We start from the raw sequence: 18,532 nt of genomic DNA on the forward strand, positions 1-18,532 counted from the left end.
AATACGGCTGGACCACCAAAACCCGCACCCCCTTCGACTTCACCGCCCGCTACGGCTGCCCCCTGTCCCCCGAACCCAACGACGCCCTGGCAACCAACCGCTGGGTATTCGCCCAGAAACTGGGCACGGAATCCGCCGACCGGAGCATCTGACCAGGGGCCTCCCACGGAACGCGTTGGGCCCCCGCTCCGATTCGGAGCGGGGGCCCAACGGTGTTGTCTCCTACCGGATTACCGGTAGTCGCTGAAACCGTAATCGTCCAGCGGGACAGCCGCACCCGTGGTCTGGCCGAAGCCCTCCGGGGTGTAGTAGGTGTCGTCGTAGGACGGCACCGCGTAGGCGGCCGCGCGGGCCTCCTCGGTCGGCTGGACCTGGATGTTGCGGTAGCGGTTGATACCGGTACCGGCCGGGATCAGCTTGCCGATGATCACGTTCTCCTTCAAGCCGATCAGCTTGTCGGAACGGCAGTTGATCGCGGCATCCGTGAGCACGCGGGTGGTCTCCTGGAAGGAGGCCGCCGACAGCCACGAATCCGTCGCCAGCGACGCCTTGGTGATACCCATCAGCACCGGACGACCCGCGGCCGGCTCGGCGCCCTCGGACACCACACGGCGGTTCGAGTTCTCGAACTCCGAACGCTCCACCAGCGAACCGGGCAGGAACTCCGTCGCACCCGAATCGATGATCGTCACGCGCCGCAGCATCTGCCGCACGATGACCTCGATGTGCTTGTCGTGGATGGACACACCCTGCGACCGGTACACCTCCTGGACCTCATGGACCAGGTGGACCTGCACCTGACGCGGACCCATCACACGCAACACCTCGTGCGGATCGGCCGAACCCTCCAGCAACTGCTGACCGACCTCGACATGGTCGTTGTCGGTGAGCAGACGCTCGGACCCGTCCTCGTGCTTGAACACCCGCAGCCGCTGACGCTTCGACAGCTTGTCGTACACGACTTCTTCCGAACCGTCGTCCGGAATGATCGTGATCTTGTAGAAGCGGTCGTCGTCCTCCAGCCGCACCCGGCCGGAGACCTCCGCGATCGGCGCCTTGCCCTTGGGCACACGAGCCTCGAACAGCTCCTGCACGCGGGGCAGACCGCCGGTGATGTCGTCACCCGCGACACCACCCTGGTGGAAGGTGCGCATGGTCAGCTGGGTGCCGGGCTCACCGATCGACTGCGCGGCGACGATACCCACAGCCTCACCGATGTCGACCAGCTTGCCGGTCGCCATCGAGCGGCCGTAGCAGGTCGCGCACACGCCGGTACCAGTGGTGCAGGTCAGCACGGAGCGGACCTTCACCTCGGTGATACCGGCCTCGAGCAGCGCGTCCAGCGACGGGTCGCCGAGATCGTGACCCTTCTCCACCACGACGTTGCCCTTGGCGTCCACCGCGTCCGTCGCCAACGTGCGGGCGTACGTGGAGGTTTCGACGTGAGCATCGCGAATGATGGTGCCGTCGGCCAACTTCTCCGCGATCGGCACGATGATGCCGCGCTCGGTGCCACAGTCGGTCTCGCGCACGATGACGTCCTGCGACACGTCCACCAGACGACGGGTCAGGTAACCCGAGTCGGCGGTGCGAAGCGCGGTGTCGGCCAGACCCTTTCGCGCACCGTGGGTGTTGATGAAGTACTCCAGCACCGTCAGGCCCTCACGGAACGAGGACTTGATCGGCCGCGGGATGAACTCACCCTTCGGGTTCGTCACCAGGCCCTTCATACCCGCGAGGGTACGAGTCTGAGTGAAGTTACCCGTGGCGCCCGAGTCGACGATCGTGATGATCGGGTTGTCGGCCGGGTAGTGCCGCCGCAGCGCCTGGCCGACCTCTTCGGTGGCCTCCTGCCAGATCTTGACCAGCGCGTTGTTGCGCTCCTGGTGATCGAGCGCACCACGCTGGTACTTCTTCTCGATCCCGTCGGCCAGACCCTCGTAGCGCTCCATGATGTCGGCCTTCTCCGGCGGAACGAGCACGTCCGACATGGAGACGGTGACACCCGAACGCGTGGCCCAGTAGAAGCCGGCGTCCTTGAGCTTGTCGACGGTCTGCGCGACCACGATCATCGGGTAGCGCTCGGCCAGATCGTTGATGATCGCGGCCTGACGCTTCTTGGGCATCGGCTCGTCGATGAACGCGTAGTCCACCGGCAGCAGCTCGTTGAACAGCACCCGGCCCAGCGTGGTCTTGAGGATCCACGCGTCACCGCGCTGCCAGCCGTTCTCCGGGAACAGCTCGGTCTCGAGGTCCCTCGGCGGACGCTGGTTGGTCACGCGGATCTTGACCAGCGACCGCACGGTCAGCTCGCCGCGGTCCACGGCCATCTGCGCCTCGGCGGGCGAGGAGTAGACGCCGAACTCCGCGGAGTCCTTGGTGGCCGCGCGGTATTCGCCCTTCGCGCCCTCTTCCAAGCGGGTCAGGTAGAACAGGCCGGTCACCATGTCCAGGCGGGGCATGGCCAGCGGGCGACCCGAGGCCGGGGACAGGATGTTGTTCGAGGACAGCATCAGGATGCGGGCCTCGGCCTGCGCCTCCGCGGACAGCGGCAGGTGCACGGCCATCTGGTCACCGTCGAAGTCGGCGTTGAAGGCCTCACACACCAGCGGGTGCAGCTGGATGGCCTTACCCTCGACCAGCAGCGGCTCGAAGGCCTGGATACCCAGGCGGTGCAGGGTGGGCGCGCGGTTCAGCAGCACCGGGTGCTCGGCGATGACCTCTTCGAGGACATCCCACACCTGGGGGCGCTGACGCTCGACCATCCGCTTGGCGGACTTGATGTTCTGCGCGTGGTTCAGGTCGACCAGGCGCTTCATCACGAACGGCTTGAACAGCTCCAGCGCCATCAGCTTGGGCAGACCGCACTGGTGCAGCTTGAGCTGCGGGCCGACCACGATGACCGAACGGCCGGAGTAGTCGACGCGCTTACCGAGCAGGTTCTGACGGAACCGGCCCTGCTTGCCCTTGAGCAGATCCGACAGCGACTTCAGCGGGCGATTACCCGGTCCGGTGACCGGACGACCGCGACGACCATTATCGAACAGCGCGTCAACGGACTCCTGAAGCATGCGCTTCTCGTTGTTGACGATGATCTCGGGCGCACCCAGATCGATCAGTCGCTTCAACCGGTTGTTGCGGTTGATCACGCGGCGGTACAGGTCGTTCAGGTCGGAGGTCGCGAAGCGGCCACCGTCCAGCTGCACCATCGGGCGCAGCTCCGGCGGGATCACCGGCACCGCGTCCAGCACCATGCCCATCGGCGAATTGCCGTTGGTCTGGAACGCCGCGACGACCTTCAGTCGCTTGAGCGCACGCAGCTTCTTCTGGCCCTTACCCGTGCGAATGGTCTCGCGCAGATTCTCGGCCTCGGCCGGGATGTCGAACTGCTCCAGCAGCTTCTGGATCGCCTCGGCGCCCATCGCGCCGACGAAGTACTCGCCGTAGCGGTCCTGCAGCTCGCGGTAGAGCACCTCGTCCACGATCAGCTGCTTGGGAGCCAGCTTGGTGAACGTCGACCAGATCTCGTCGAGCCGGTCCAGCTCGCGCTGGGCGCGGTCGCGCAGCTGACGCATCTCGCGCTCGCCGCCGTCCTTGACCTTGCGGCGCACGTCGGACTTGGCGCCCTCGGCCTCCAGCTCGGCCATATCGCCCTCGAGCTTCTGCGCCCGAGCCTCGAGATCGGCATCGCGCTGATCGGCGACGGCCTTCTTCTCGACCTCCATCTCCGCCTCGAGCGTGGACAGCTCGTTGTGGCGCAGATCGTTGTCGACAGCGGTGATGACGTACGCGGCGAAGTAGATGATCTTCTCGAGATCCTTCGGCGCCAGGTCCAGCAGGTAGCCCAGGCGCGACGGGACGCCCTTGAAGTACCAGATGTGAGTGACCGGAGCGGCCAGCTCGATGTGGCCCATCCGCTCGCGACGCACCTTGGCGCGAGTCACCTCGACGCCACAGCGCTCACAGATGATGCCCTTGAAGCGCACGCGCTTGTACTTGCCGCAGTAGCACTCCCAGTCCCGGGTGGGACCGAAGATCTTCTCGCAGAACAAGCCGTCCTTCTCCGGCTTGAGCGTGCGATAGTTGATGGTCTCCGGCTTCTTGACCTCACCATAGGACCAGTTGCGAATGTCCTCGGCGGTGGCCAAACCGATCCGGAGTTCATCGAAGAAGTTGACGTCTAGCACGTAACTTCCTTTCCCCTGTTCGGGTTGAGTATGAGCATAAGAAGAGTTGATTTCGTTGCCCCGCAGCCCGCTTCGTTCGAATCAACTCAGCAGGGCTGCGGGACCTCATCGCTCTACTGCGCCAGGTCGTCGACCGTCGCAGCCTCGTTGCGGGACAGGTTGATACCGAGGTTCGCCGCGGCGCGCTCCAGATCCTCGTCCTCGCCCTCGCGCAACTCGATGGCCGCGCCGTCCGAGGACAGCACCTCCACGTTGAGGCACAGGGACTGAAGTTCCTTGAGCAACACCTTGAACGATTCCGGAATACCCGGCTCGGGAATGTTCTCGCCCTTGACGATGGCCTCGTACACCTTCACACGACCCACCACGTCATCGGACTTGATCGTCAGCAACTCCTGCAGCGTGTACGCCGCACCATAGGCCTGCATGGCCCAGCACTCCATCTCACCGAAACGCTGACCACCGAACTGCGCCTTACCACCCAGCGGCTGCTGCGTGATCATCGAGTACGGACCCGTCGACCGCGCATGGATCTTGTCATCCACCAGGTGATGCAGCTTCAGGATGTACATATAACCCACAGCCACCGGATACGGGAACGGCTCACCGGAGCGGCCGTCCAGCAGGATCGCCTTACCGTCGGCGTTGACCATGGTCTCGCCGTCACGGTTCGGCAGCGTCGAGGCGAGCAGTCCGGTCAGCTCCTCCTCACGCGCACCGTCGAACACCGGGGTGGCGATGTTGGTGTCGGATTCCTGACCCCACATCTCCTCCGGCAGGTTCTGCGCCCACTCGGGCATGCTGTCCGTATCGGAGCCCTCGACCTTCCAGCCGGTCTTGGCGATCCAGCCCAGATGGGTCTCGAGCACCTGGCCGATGTTCATACGACGCGGCACACCGTGCGTGTTCAGGATGATGTCGACCGGGGTCCCGTCGGGCATGAACGGCATGTCCTCCTTGGGGAGGATCTTGCCGATGACGCCCTTGTTGCCGTGCCGACCGGCGAGCTTGTCGCCGTCCTGGATCTTGCGCTTCTGCGCCACGTACACACGCACCAGCTCGTTCACGCCCGGCGGCAGATCGTCGTCGTCGTCGCGCGAGAACACGCGGATGCCGATGACCTTGCCGGACTCGCCGTGCGGCACCTTCAGCGAAGTATCACGCACCTCACGCGCCTTCTCACCGAAGATCGCACGAAGCAACCGCTCCTCCGGAGTCAGCTCGGTCTCACCCTTCGGAGTGACCTTGCCGACCAGGATGTCGCCGTCACGAACCTCGGCGCCGATCCGCACGATGCCGCGCTCGTCGAGATCGGCCAGCACCTCGTCGGAGACGTTCGGGATATCCCGGGTGATCTCCTCGGCGCCGAGCTTGGTGTCGCGAGCGTCGATCTCGTGCTCCTCGATGTGGATCGAGGTGAGCACGTCTTCCTCCACGAGGCGCTGCGACAGGATGATCGCGTCCTCGTAGTTGTGGCCCTCCCACGGCATGATCGCCACGAGCAGGTTCTTGCCCAGGGCCATCTCACCGTTCTCGGTGCACGGGCCATCAGCAAGGACCTGACCGTTCTCGACGCGCTGGCCCTCGTCCACGATCGGGCGCTGATTGGAGCAGGTGCCCTGGTTGGACCGGTTGAACTTGCGCATGCGGTAGCTGCGGCGGGTGCCGTCGTCGTGCATGACGGTCACGTAGTCGGCCGAAACCTCCTCGACCACACCGGGCTTCTCGTTCACCACGACATCGCCCGCGTCGACCGCGGCGCGCAGCTCCATACCGGTGCCGACCAGCGGCGACTCGGAACGGACCAGCGGCACGGCCTGACGCTGCATGTTCGCGCCCATCAGGGCGCGGTTCGCGTCGTCGTGCTCGAGGAACGGAATCATGGCGGTCGCCACCGACACCATCTGGCGCGGCGAGACGTCCATGAAGTCCACCTCGCTCGCGGGAACGAGCTCGTTCTCCTCGTTGCCCTTGCGAGCGAGCACCCTGTCCTCGAGGAAGTTGCCCTCCAAGTCGACCGGCGAATTCGCCTGGGCGCGAACGTGGCGATCTTCCTCGTCGGCGGTGAGGTACTTGACCTCGTCGGTCACCCGACCGTCGACGACCTTGCGGTACGGCGTCTCGATGAAACCGAACGGGTTCACCCGCGCGTACACCGACAGCGACCCGATCAGGCCGATGTTCGGGCCTTCCGGGGTCTCGATCGGGCACATGCGGCCGTAGTGCGAGGTGTGCACGTCGCGGACCTCGAGGCCCGCGCGCTCACGGGACAGACCACCCGGGCCCAGCGCCGACAGGCGGCGCTTGTGGGTCAGACCCGACAGCGGGTTGTTCTGGTCCATGAACTGCGAGAGCTGCGAGGTGCCGAAGAACTCCTTGATCGCCGCCACCACGGGACGGATGTTGATCAGGGTCTGCGGGGTGATGGCCTCGACGTCCTGAGTGGTCATGCGCTCACGCACGACACGCTCCATACGCGAGAGGCCGACGCGGATCTGGTTCTGGATCAGCTCGCCGACGGTGCGCAGGCGACGGTTGCCGAAGTGGTCGATGTCATCGACCTCGACGACGACCTCCGAGCCGCCGGGGGCGGTCATCAGCTTGTCGCCCTGGTGCAGGCGGACCAGGTACTCGATGGTGGTGACGATGTCGTCGCGCGTGAGCACCGAGCCGATGACCGGCTTGTCGAGGTTCAGGCCGAGCTTCTTGTTGACCTTGTAGCGGCCGACACGAGCCAGGTCGTAGCGCTTGTCCTTGAAGAACAGGTTCTCCAGCAGGGTCTGCGCCGACTCCTTGGTCGGCGGTTCGCCCGGACGCAGTTTGCGGTAGATGTCCAGCAGCGCCTCATCCTGACCGGCGGTGTTGTCCTTCTCCAGCGTCGACATCATGATCTCGGAGAAACCGAAACGCTCGGCGATCTCCTCGGTGGTCAGGCCCAGGGCCTTGAGCAGCACGGTGACAGGCTGACGACGCTTACGGTCGATGCGAACGCCGACGGTGTCGCGCTTGTCGACGTCGAACTCCAGCCACGCACCGCGGCTCGGGATGACGCGCACGCTGTGCAGCGTCTTCTCGGTGGTCTTGTCGATGGAATCGTCGAAGTACACACCGGGCGAACGAACCAGCTGCGAGACGACCACACGCTCGGTGCCGTTGATGATGAACGTGCCCTTGTCGGTCATCATCGGGAAATCACCCATGAAGACCGTCTGAGACTTGATCTCACCGGTGTTGTTGTTGATGAACTCCGCGGTGACGAACAATGGCGCCGCGTAGGTCATGTCCTTGTCCTTGCACTCCTCGATGGAGGCCTTGACCTCTTCGAAGCGCGGATCGGAGAAGGACAGTGACATCGAACCCGAGAAATCTTCGATCGGCGAGAGCTCCTCGAGCACCTCCTCGAGCCCGCCGACGGGATCGACGTCACCGCGGGCGATCGCCTTCTCCCGCCACAGCGGCGAACCGACCAACCAGGCGAACGAGTCGGTTTGTAGATCGAGAAGACCCGGAACCTCCAGAGGCTCTCGGATCTTCGCAAAAGACACCCTCTTCGGGGCTCCGGGAATACCGGCCTTGGTCTGGGTGGAGACTGCCAAGATGCGTCCTTCCAGCACCTCACGCGCGTCGCATGTGGGCCTGCGACCGTCGCTTGTCTGCTACGTTCTCGTTGAGATCATTGCTGGTCGCAACCCGAACGAGCCCAGACAGCCAACAACGGAAGTAACACCGGTCGGTGGAACTTTCGTCGTGTGCGATCAAGGTGTGGACAGGAGGCAGCCAGCGCAAAGTCTAAACGTACACCCAACCAGAAGGGGTGTCAAACGTACCACCAAGCAACAGTTCCGGGTGGCTGGCGCGCCGTACCGATTATCGCTGGCTGCGTTCGGTATGACATGTCGCTCGCTACCTGGGTGCTGACGCCCTGTGACAGCTGACGCTGCTGTGAATAGCGTGACTGCTCGAGCGAGCGTCGTCAAGTGGCGAGGCCGAGCCGTAAGCATCGAGATCGCCTGTGGCGCTGCGCCTTCACGTGATCAGGTATATTATCTTGGCCCGAATATGGCCCTGAGCAGGCGTTTAACAGTGATTACAGGCTCAGCGGTCGGCAATCTCGCTGGCCAGCCAATGTCCGTTGACCTTCTGCATGCGCAGCACGATCGGACCCGAGGCACTCTCCTGCGGGACGCCGTCCTTCGTCGCGGCGACGGTCAGGTCGACCAGCAGTTCGGCGCGGTCGTCGGTGAGTAAGGTCACACCGATCGGATCGGGGGTCGCCGTCGCGGTGGACTGGGCCTGCTGCACGGCCGAGACGGTGGTGTCGGCGAATTTGTCGAAATCGCCCAGCATCTTGCCGGTGACGACCTTGTGCACCGCGGCCTTGTAGCCGCCGATGGTCTTGACGTCGTAGGAGTAGATCGTCTTCAGGGCGTTGACGCCGGCGGCGCTGACCTCCTGCGTGGCCTGCGTGTCCACGAACGCCTTGTTGCTGTCCTCGACGCCGGGACGCAGGGCGGCGACCACGGCGAATGCGGTGACCACCACCGCGGCGACCAGCAGCCCGATCGCCATGGACCAGGAGGAGGCTCGGGTACGGCCGAGCGAGGGCAGGCGCGGTGAGCGGCGGACCTTGGGCATGTCGGACACGTCCGAGTGCCGAACCGTGGGCGCGTCGACCGCAACGCCCTGCTTGACGGTCGCCTCGTCGGCGACTGTCTCGGTGGCTGTCGTGGCCGCTGCATCGCCCGAGGCGGCCGCGGTCTCGTCCGTGACAGCCGACTTGTCGTCCGTGACGACGGCGTCGGTATCGGTCTCCGCTACGGTCGCGTTCTTCTCCTCGACGGCCGCGTTGCCGGCCTCGACAACGGTCTCGGACTCCACAGGCTGGTCACGACGCGTATCACTGTCCTGACCGGCGGTGACGCGCGTGGCACGCCGACGGGTCGAATCGTTCGCACCGGGACGCCGCAGGCCCGAGGAAGCCTTGTTGACGACACGACGAGGTTTCTTGTTCTGCTCGCTCATGCCTCCGCTCCGCTCCGGCACGAGCGAGGGCTCGGCTGTGTCATCGGTCGCTCGCTTCGCTCGCTCATTGTGATCTCCTACGACCCCGGAGGGCCCTGCGGCGCGGGAGCCGCGGAGGGGGCGGGCGTACCGGCCGAGGGGCCGGGCTGCGGCTGCCCCGGCTGTTGCTGACCCGGCTGTGACGAGGACGGGCCGGTATTGTCCAGCGGCACCAGCTGCCCCAGCGAATTCGCCTGATCGGCCTTCCAGGTGCCGCCGACCTTGGTCATATCCAGCGTCCAGGTCGCCCGGAACGACTGCACCGGAGTGTTCGGCGCGGTCTGGGTCTGTTTCACCACCACGATCGCCGACGCCTTGTCCCGCTCGCTGTCCAGCGTGGTCAGCGACGCGCCGAGCACCTGCGAGCCCAGCCGGGTCTTGGCCTGTTCGGCCGTCTGCTTGATGCGGTCGTGGTTCTGGTTGAACTCGCCCAGCATCTGCCCGGTCATCGAGGATTCCATCAGTTTCATGGAGCCCTCGATGTCGTCCGGATTCATCGAGGTCAGATTCAGCGCCGCCTGACGCGCCGCGTCCAGCGCGCTGTCGCGGGCCGCGGCGCGCGGGGCGTCGGTGAAGAAGCCCGCGCGCACCCAGCCCACGCCGAACCACGCCGCGGCGACGACTGCGAGGATGAGCCAGGCGGCGGCCACGTAGGTCACCACCGTGCGCAGCGTAGAGGTAGTCACAGCGGCCACCCTAGGGGTCGTCGGATTTCCGGACTCACCCGCATCACTCGCTCATCGCTTCGGGGTCACCCCGATGAGCGCGGCCATCTGGGTGGCGACCGGGTTCAGATTCAGTCGGTCCGGATCGGTCTTGGGCTTGTGATCCCACGGCTGCGGCACGTTCGGATCGGCGAGATCCGCGCGGGCCCCGCCGCGCACATCGGCCGGATTGCCCTGCGGCGCGGCACAATGCGCGCCGGTGTTGAACGGGAAATCGTCGCGCGTGTCGTCGAAGTCCGGATTCTTCGCCTTCATCTCCTTCAGGATCTTCTGGGTGCCCTCGTAGCCGAGCGTGCAGGCGGGCGGGTTGTTGGTCTCGAGCACCAGGCCGAAGTGGCTGGTGCCGTCGGGGTTCGCGGTGGCCGAACCACCCCACGACAGCAGCGGCAGCATCTGCAGCAGCGGCCTGAGCGCGTAGTACTTCGGCGACACCGCGAGCAGCAGGCTGCGCAGATTCGTCAGATCCGTGGTCAGCGGGTCGCCGCTGGTCTTCAGCAGATTCGAGATCGAATTACCGGCGTCGGTGCCGGTGCCGATCAGCCTGCGGATATCGGGATCGTTGGCGCGCAGCTGCGTGGCCACCTTGTCCAGGCCGTCGCTGAACTCCCGGATGTCCCCGCCCTGATCGACCTGGGTCTGCAGGACCGTCTGCGCGTCCTTGATCAGCTGGATCGTCGGCTGTATCGAATCCGCGCCGGTCACCGAGAACTTGTTCAGCGAGTCGACCAGGACGCGCAGGTTGTCGCCCTGGCCGTCGAGCGCCTTGCCGAGTTCGGTGACCGTCGTGGTCAGATCCTTCAGATCCGTGGTGGAGGCGAACGTGTTCACGCTCGCCAGCAGGTCCTGTACCGGCATGGGCGTTTCGGCGCCGTCGATGACCGAACCGTTGCGCAGGTACGGACCGCCGGCCCGCGAGGGCACCAGATCCACGTACTGCTCGCCGATGGCCGAGCGATCGGCGACGACCGCCTTGGCATCCGAGGGCACCTTGGGCTTGGACGAGTCCATCTCCAGGATCACCACGACACCGTCCGGGGTGATGTCCGACGTGCCGACCGTGCCGACCGGGACGCCGCGGTAGGTGACCTCGGAGCCCTTGGAGACGTTTCCGGTCTCCTTCATCGTCACCTTCACCTGGTACTGGCCGAAGCCGAGCATGTAGTTCAGGTGGACGTACCGCGCGCCGACATAGACCACGCCGAGCACGGCGATGACCACGAACGCGATCAGCTGATAACGCACAAGCTTGCTCATCGCGGCTTCACTCCCAACTGATTCAGGATCGAGCCGATCGGGTCGCCCGGCTTGCCGTCGGCCGGAGACACGACGGTCGGGGGCAGCGGCAGCACTCCCAGCAGCGGCCGCGGGCCGTTGCCGTTGTAATACGGATTGCTCGGGTTCACCGCGACGGGCGGGCCGTACTTCGGCGGAACGTACACCGGATTCGGTTGTCCCACACCGAGACTCTTCAGCGTCGTGGCGATCTGCAGATCCACCGACAGCCAGGTGTTGACCGAGCCGCCGAACGCGGACTTGATCGACTCGTCGGGGAACGGATAGGTCGGGATCAGCGGCAGGGAGGTCACCACGTCCGGCGCCGCACGACCCAGCTCCTGCAACGTCGGGCGCAGCGCGACCAGGTCGTCGATCAGGTTGTCCTTGGAGCGGTCCAGGATCGTGACGCCGGCCTGGCCGACCCGATCCAGCTGCTGCAGCATCCCGATCAGTTCGGGACGCTGCTGGTCCAGAATGTGGATACCCGCGGGCAGTTCGTCCAGGACCTTGGCGATCTGATCGGTCTGCTGGCCCACGCGCTCGGACAGCGTGCCCAGGCCGTCCAGGGAATGCTGGATGTCGTCGACCTGCTGATTCAGGCCGTCGATGAGGGTGTTGGCCTGGGTGAGCAGATCGCGGACCTTGTTCTCGCGCCCGCCGAGGGTCTTGTTCAGCTCGCTCACGATCGGCTGCAGCTGGGCCACACCGCCACCGTTGAGCAGCAGCGACAGCGCACCGAGCACCTGCTCCACCTCGGTGGCGTGCATGGTGTTCTGCACCGGGATGACCGAGCCGTCCTTCAGCGGCTCCGCCGACGGATTCACCGACGGCGGATCCAGCTCGATGAACTTCTCGCCCAGCAGGTTGGTCTGCTTCACCTCGGCATGCGCGTTGGCGGGCAGCTGCACCGAATTGTTGACCACGGCCTGCACGCTGGCCGTCCAGCCGTCGGGCGCGATGGTGATCTTGTCGACCCGGCCGACCGCGACGCCGTTGACCTTGACCGCGGACTGCGGCACCAGATCCAGCACGTCGTCGAAGCGGATATCCAGATGCATCGGATGGGAGCCGACGTTCGCGCCGCCGGGCAGCGGGATGCTGTAGATCCCCTGCGAGCCACAGGAGGTCACCAGCAGCGCGGTGACGCCCATGACCGCCGAGCCCACCATGACGCGAGCGGCCGTGCGCCTGCTACCGCCGAATGCGTTGCGGCGGGCGCTCATCGTGCTCCAGCGTGCGATCATCGCGTGCCACCCGGGGTCTGTGACTGCGGCTTCTCATTGGACGGGGTGCCCGGCACCGTGCCCGGAACCGGGGCGCGCTCCTGGTTCTCACCGGACAGGATGCCGAACGGCAGGATCAGCGAGGGCGTGACGACGCCGGACCTGATCTGGTCGGTGATGTTGCGGCACTGATTCAGGATCGGGCCGAGCTGGTGGCTGATCGCCTCGAACTTCGGATCACCCGGACGCAATTGGCCCAGATCGAGCAGCTTGCAGATCGTGCCGAACGGGTTCTGCAGATCGGTGAAGTTGGTGCGCATGTCCAGGGTTCCGGACTCGCCGTTGTGCACGTTGATCAGGTCGCTCAGCGCGGTCGGCAGCACCGGCAGCGCATTGGCCAGATCGTCGCGCTGATTCGCCAGCGTCTGGGTGAGCTTGGTCAGCGCCTGCGCGTTGCTGGCCACCAGATCCCGGTTGTTGTCGACGAATCGGGCCACATCGCCCAGCGCCACCGACAGCAGGTTCAGCGCCTGCCCCAGATCCTGACGCTCCGAGGCCAGGAATCCGGCCAGATCCGCCAGCTGTGAGTTGAAATCGCGCACCTGGGCGTCGTTCACCGCCAGGGTGTGCACGAAGACCTGCAGGTTCTTGATGGTGCCGAAGATGTCGCCGCGCGCGTCGGACAGGTAGCTGGCCGCGTGCGAGAGCTGAGTGATGCTGTTGGCCAGCGCGTCCCCGTTACCGGCCAGGTTGGCGGCGCCGGTGCGGACCAGCTGATTCACCGCGCCGTTCTTGTTGGCGCCGTTGGGGCCCAGGTCGTCCGAGAGCTTCGCGATCGACTTGTAGAGCTGATCCACCTCGACCGGGGTCGCGGTGCGATCCTTCGGAATGGTCGCGTCGCGGCCCATCTTCGGACCGCCCTTGTAGACCGGGGTGAGCTGGATGTACCTGTCGGACACCACCGACGGGGTGATCTGCGCGGCCTCGGCGTCGGCCGGAATGCTGTACTTGCGGTCCACGCTCATGACGACCTTCACCTGGTCGCCCATCGGTGTCACCGAATCCACCTTGCCCACCGGCACACCCAGGATCCGCACATCCGAACCCTGGTAGATGCCGATCGACTTGTCGAAGTACGCGGTGATCCGGGTGGTCTCCAGGGTGTCGAACATCCACCAGAGCACCCCGGCCAGCACGATGACCAGGACCAGGCCGCCGGACATGAGAATCTTCGCACCCCGGGAGGATCGGCGAATCACGGCCAGTGGGTCGAAGCGCCCGGATCCGCCGGACCCGGACGCACCCCCGCCGCCCGAGGTGGGCGGCTGTCCGCCCGACCCCGATGCCGTCACCGGAAGCAGTTCGGTGGGCGATTCGGCGTTCTCCGGCTCGTGCGACGCGTCCGCGGCGCTCGACGCGGCGGACTGCACCGCGAACTGCTGGGTCGGCGCGTCGTCGGAGTTCGCCGCAGCCGCCCCGGCCCCAGCCGATGCGGCCGCACCCGTCTCGGCTGCCGCGGCCTCGTTCGCCTTCGATCCCGCACGGGCACCCGATGCGGACGGCCGCACCCGGAACTGCTCGGTGGGCGGGTCGGCGGAGCCCACGTCGGACCCTAACTCGGGTTCCATCAGTTGCCTCCCACGTTCAGGTTCCGGATCGGCGGGCGGTCACCCGGGATCTCCGGCAGCGCGGGCGGGATCAGGTTGACGATCACCGCGTCGAACCAGCGACCGGTGCCCAGCACGTTCGCGTACAGGTTGTAGAACGGTGCGGCCAGCGTCAGCGTCTTGGAGATGTTCTGCTGGTTGTTGTTCAGCAGGTTGATGGCCCCGAGCAGGTTGGTCAGCGCCGGGCCGATCTGCTGCTCGTTGTCGTGGACCAGCGTTTCCAGCTCGATCGCGATGGTCTTGGCGCCCTTGAGCAGCTGTGCGATGGCCTGCTGGCGAATGTTCAACTCGGCCAGCAGCTGACCGCCGTTGGCCAGCAGCCGCTCGAATTCCGCGTTGCGGTCGGCCAGCACCTTGGTGGTCTTGTTGGTCGCGGCGAACAGCTGCTTGAGCTGCTCGTCACGCTTGGCCAGGGTCGCCGACAGTCGCGCGACGCCGTCGATCGAGCCGCGGATCTCCGGCGGGGTCTCGGAGAACGCGTCCGAGAGCACCTCCATGCTCTTGGCGAGCTGGGCGGTGTCGGTCTGCTCGATATCCCGGGCGGTCTGCTCGAACGCCTCGGTCACGTCGTAGGGAGATACCGTGCGCGACAGCGGAATCGCCTTCGAAGGGTCGGCGGTGCCGGAACCCTGCGGGTCCAGCGCCAGATACTTCTGCCCGAGCACGGTCTTGATCTGGATCGAGGCCGTGGTGTCGTTCCCGATCCAGGCGTCCTTGGTGCGGAAGGTGACGACCACGTGATCGCCGTTCAGATCCACACCGCTGACGTCGCCGACCTTGACCCCGGCGATGCGCACCTCGTCGCCCTTCTTCAGCCCTGCGGCCTCCGAGAAGTCGGCGGTGTACTTGGTGCCCGCGCCCAGCAGCGGTAGCTGATTCAGATAGAACACGGACAACGTGATCAGTAGCACCAGGAACAGGCTCAGCGCGCCCATGAACGCGGGGCTGCGCTTGCCCAGCAGAGTCCGCTCGTCCATCAGCGACCACCCTGCCCATGGCACCGCGGCGCGGGGTTGGTGTAGACCGGCTGGTTGACCGTCGGCATATTCGCGATGGCCGGAGGCATGTTCAGGTTCCCGGCGTCCTTCATTCCCGGTCCGGCGACGACGTCGATGCCGCACAGATAGAACTGGAACCAGGAGCCGTAACTGGCCGCTCGGCCCAGCTTCTCCATCTTGATCGGCAGATTAGTCAACGTCTGGTTCACATCGTCGGAGCGGTTGTCGATCGTTCCGGTGAGCTGGCTCAGTCCGGCGATCGACCCCTGCAGGGTCGGCACGGTCGGCCTGAGCAGGTCCGCGGTCGCCGAGGCCAGGTTGCCCAGCGAGCTCACCGCGGAACCGATGGTGCCTCGCTCGGCGTTCAGCCCGCTGACCAGCGCCTCGGTATTGACGATCAGATCGTTGAGGGCGCCGTCCTTCTTGTTGACAGCGTCCAGGATGGCATTGAGGTTCTGCACGATCTCGCCGATCACCGCATCCTTGTCGGCGATCTTGTTGGTCAGGATCGCGGTATTGCCCACCAGATCCTTGATGGTGCCCTTCTCCCCCTGGAACACCTGGATGATCTCGTAGGACAGCTTGTTCACGTCATCGGCCGACAGCGTCTGGAACAGCGGGCGGAACCCGTTGAACAGCGTGGTCAGGTTCAGCGCCGGACGGGTGTGGTCCAGGCCGATCGTCGCGCCCGAGTTGAGCTTGCGGCCCTGTTCGCCGGTGCCCTCGCTCAGTGAGATGTAGCGCTGGCCGACCAGGTTCCGGTAGCGGATGGTGGCGATCGTCGAGGCGGGCAGCGAGTCGCGATCGTTGAGCTGGAAGTCCACCTTCGCCTGATCGCGATCGACCACGGCGATCTTGGTGACCTTACCCACCCGCACTCCGGCGATACGCACCTCGTCACCTTTGTTCAGCGAGGTCACATCGGTGAACATCGCGTGGAAGGTGGTGCCGCCGCCGGTGTAGTTGGCGATCGTCAGGCCCAGTACGGCCGTCAGGAAGACCGTCACCACGATGAAGATGACGAGTTTGGTCAGCGGTCCGCTCATGCCGCGCAGTGCGTCCTTCACTTCACACTCACCTCACTCCCACGCAGTGCGGGTGCGCCGATCCGCGACACCCAGGCCGGTACCTGACTGGGCGACACTCCGTTCGCCGCACCATAGATCGCGCCGAGCGCGTGCTCTTCCGCCGGCGAGCCGGCCAGGCTGGCGGGTTGCGCGCCGAACACGGAGAACTGAGCCGGCGGGAGCTTGCCGATGTTCGGATCACCCGGGAAGCGGGTCGGCGTCTGGTAGGAGCCGTCGTTGAGCGAGCTGCCGGTCGGGTACTGGCCGGAGTCCTCACCGTTCGGGAACTCCGGAAAGCAGACCGGCGGCGCCGAGCCGTTGAACCAGCGCGGCTCGTCCTGATTCGGCAGATACTTGCCGCGGGTGTTGACGAACTTGATCGAGACGCGCGAGCCGGGCATATCGGTGCCCTTGCCGAAGATCGCGTCGATACGCGGCTTCTGCTGCGCGAAATTCTTGAAGGTGCAGGCGTATTCGGGCGAGTAGTAGGCCAGCATCTGCAGCGCCTCGTGCGAATCGGCGGCCACGTCGATGATGTTGTCGCGGTTGGCGTTCAGGAAGTCCGCCGTCTGCGCGGAGGCCGGGGTCAGCGTCTGGTACAGCGTGTCGAGCTGCGAACGCTTCTGCACCACCGTGGCGTTGAGCGCGCGCAGGTTGTCGAGCGAGTCGACCAGCTGCGGCAGCGCGTCGGCGTAGGTGTCCGCGACGGTGGCGAAGTTGTGGATATCGCCCTGCAGCGCGGGCATGACGGAGTTGAGCCCGTGGAAGATGGTGTCCAGCCGGTCCACCGTGTGGCCGAGCTCCTCGCCCTGCCCACCGAGGGCCTGCGACAGCGCGCCCAGGGTGGAGGACAGGTACTGCGGCGGAATCGCCTGCAGCAGCGGCATCACGCTGTCCAGCAGCTGGCTGACCTCGACGGCGTTACCGCTGGCATCCTGATGCAGGGTCATCCCCGCCTCGAGATGCCCGGCCGGCTGCTTGGGCCACGTCAGATCCACATAGCGCTCGCCGAACAGCGTCTTGGGCAGCAGCCGCGCAGTGACGTTCGACGGGATCTCGCTCGCCTTACTCGGATCGATCGCCAACTGCAGGGTGACCTGATCACCGGAGGGCTCGCTGCCGCGCACCTCCCCGACGACGACCCCACGCACCTTCACGTCCGCGTCGCGCGTCAGCGCGTTGCCGACCGAGTCCGTGATCAGATCGACCTTCACCACGGGGGTGAAAACCTTGTTGTAGATGGCGATCGTCGTCCAGAGGAATAACGCCATCACCACGAAGAACAGCACCCCGAGCGTGCGCGTGCGCAGTTTCTCGGTCGACCGCCAGAACTGCACGCCGGCCGCGCTCATGCTTGTCCGCCTCTCCGCGACTTAAGCGCACAGCTAGGAGCCGTCGACTGGCGTGCATGCGTGCCGGCGGTTGACAGCCGAGCCGATTTCGGGGGTACCCGGCAGCTTGCCGTTGTCCCGACCGCGGTGGTTTCTCTGGCATTGCTCATCCGGCGACCCTCACAGTCGTCGTGGTTCCCCAGATGGCGAGGCTCAGGAAGAAGTCGAGGATGTTGATCAGGACGATGGACGCGCGGACTGCGCGGCCTACCGCTACGCCGACGCCCGCTGGGCCGCCGGTGGCGGTGAAGCCGTAGTAGCAGTGGATCAGGATGATCACGAAGGCGAATATGAGGACCTTCAGGAATGAATACAGGACGTCCTGCGGTGGCAGGAACAGGCTGAAGTAGTGGTCGTAGGCGCCGGAGGATTGGCCCTCGAACCACACGTTGATCTGGCGTGAGGCTACGAACGTGCCGAGCAGACCCACGATGTACAGCGGGATCACCGCCACGAATCCGGCGATCACCCTGGTGGTCACCAGGAACGGCACGCCCGGCACCGCCATCACCTCGAGCGCGTCGATCTCCTCGGAGATCCGCATCGCGCCCAATTGCGCGGTGAAACCACAGCCGACCGTCGCCGACAACGCCAGGGCCGCGACCAGGGGCGCCAGCTCACGGGTGTTGATGTAGCCGGTCAGGAAGCCGGTCAGGACCGAGGAGCCCAGGGCGTCCAGCGCCTTGAAGCCCTGCAGGCCCACCACGACGCCGACCGAGGCCGACATCATCACGACCACGCCGATGGTGCCGCCGATGACCGCGAGCGCACCGGAACCGAAGGTGACCTCGGCCAGCAGCCGCGTGACCTCCTTGCGGTAGTGCACAAGGGTGCGCGGAATCCACGCGATCGCCTTGGAGTAGAAGGCCATTTGATCGCCCGCGCGGTCGATGAGATCGACCGGCGAACGCACGATACTGCCGATCCGGCGCAGACTC

General features: G+C 65.6%; 11 protein-coding genes. All 11 read right to left on the minus strand.

Annotated elements, in window-relative coordinates; all coding sequences use genetic code 11:
- Positions 1 to 230: 230 nt before the first annotated feature.
- On the minus strand, positions 231 to 4,187 hold the full coding sequence (locus JZ791_RS19980) for a DNA-directed RNA polymerase subunit beta' (RefSeq protein ID WP_216896680.1): 3,957 nt from the start codon (positions 4,185 to 4,187) through the stop codon (positions 231 to 233).
- Positions 4,188 to 4,300: 113 nt separating this feature from the next.
- Positions 4,301 to 7,801 (minus strand): DNA-directed RNA polymerase subunit beta, encoded by a 3,501-nt coding sequence (gene rpoB / locus JZ791_RS19985; RefSeq protein ID WP_216896681.1) that lies wholly within the window; start codon positions 7,799 to 7,801, stop codon positions 4,301 to 4,303.
- A gap of 481 nt (positions 7,802 to 8,282) precedes the next feature.
- Entirely contained in the window at positions 8,283 to 9,209 is a 927-nt protein-coding gene (locus tag JZ791_RS19990; RefSeq protein WP_216896682.1) for a hypothetical protein, read from the minus strand.
- Between the two features lie 77 nt (positions 9,210 to 9,286).
- Complete coding sequence (locus JZ791_RS19995) at positions 9,287 to 9,934, minus strand: hypothetical protein (RefSeq protein WP_216896683.1); 648 nt, start codon at positions 9,932 to 9,934, stop codon at positions 9,287 to 9,289.
- Positions 9,935 to 9,985: 51 nt separating this feature from the next.
- Positions 9,986 to 11,227: an MCE family protein gene (locus JZ791_RS20000; RefSeq protein WP_216896684.1), complete on the minus strand. Its 1,242-nt coding sequence runs from the start codon at positions 11,225 to 11,227 to the stop codon at positions 9,986 to 9,988.
- A complete protein-coding gene (locus JZ791_RS20005) occupies positions 11,224 to 12,471 on the minus strand; it encodes an MCE family protein (protein ID WP_438804543.1) in 1,248 nt (415 codons plus the stop codon). Before JZ791_RS20005 ends, JZ791_RS20000 begins: the two co-directional genes overlap by 4 nt.
- Before the next feature lie 17 nt (positions 12,472 to 12,488).
- Positions 12,489 to 13,694: an MCE family protein gene (locus JZ791_RS20010; protein ID WP_216896721.1), complete on the minus strand. Its 1,206-nt coding sequence runs from the start codon at positions 13,692 to 13,694 to the stop codon at positions 12,489 to 12,491.
- A 404-nt stretch (positions 13,695 to 14,098) separates the two neighbouring features.
- Positions 14,099 to 15,115, minus strand: coding sequence for an MCE family protein (locus tag JZ791_RS20015; protein ID WP_438804541.1), 1,017 nt, complete (start codon positions 15,113 to 15,115; stop codon positions 14,099 to 14,101).
- Positions 15,115 to 16,191, minus strand: coding sequence for an MCE family protein (locus JZ791_RS20020; RefSeq protein WP_216896723.1), 1,077 nt, complete (start codon positions 16,189 to 16,191; stop codon positions 15,115 to 15,117). Before JZ791_RS20020 ends, JZ791_RS20015 begins: the two co-directional genes overlap by 1 nt.
- A gap of 8 nt (positions 16,192 to 16,199) precedes the next feature.
- Positions 16,200 to 17,555 carry an MCE family protein gene (locus JZ791_RS20025; protein WP_216896685.1) on the minus strand — a complete coding sequence of 452 codons (1,356 nt, stop codon included), beginning with the start codon at positions 17,553 to 17,555 and terminating at the stop codon, positions 16,200 to 16,202.
- Between the two features lie 145 nt (positions 17,556 to 17,700).
- Positions 17,701 to 18,465 (minus strand): ABC transporter permease, encoded by a 765-nt coding sequence (locus JZ791_RS20030; protein WP_438804544.1) that lies wholly within the window; start codon positions 18,463 to 18,465, stop codon positions 17,701 to 17,703.
- Positions 18,466 to 18,532 lie beyond the last annotated feature (67 nt).

This window comes from Nocardia alni, from assembly GCF_019038435.1.
Taxonomy (GTDB): Bacteria; Actinomycetota; Actinomycetes; order Mycobacteriales; family Mycobacteriaceae; genus Nocardia; species Nocardia alni.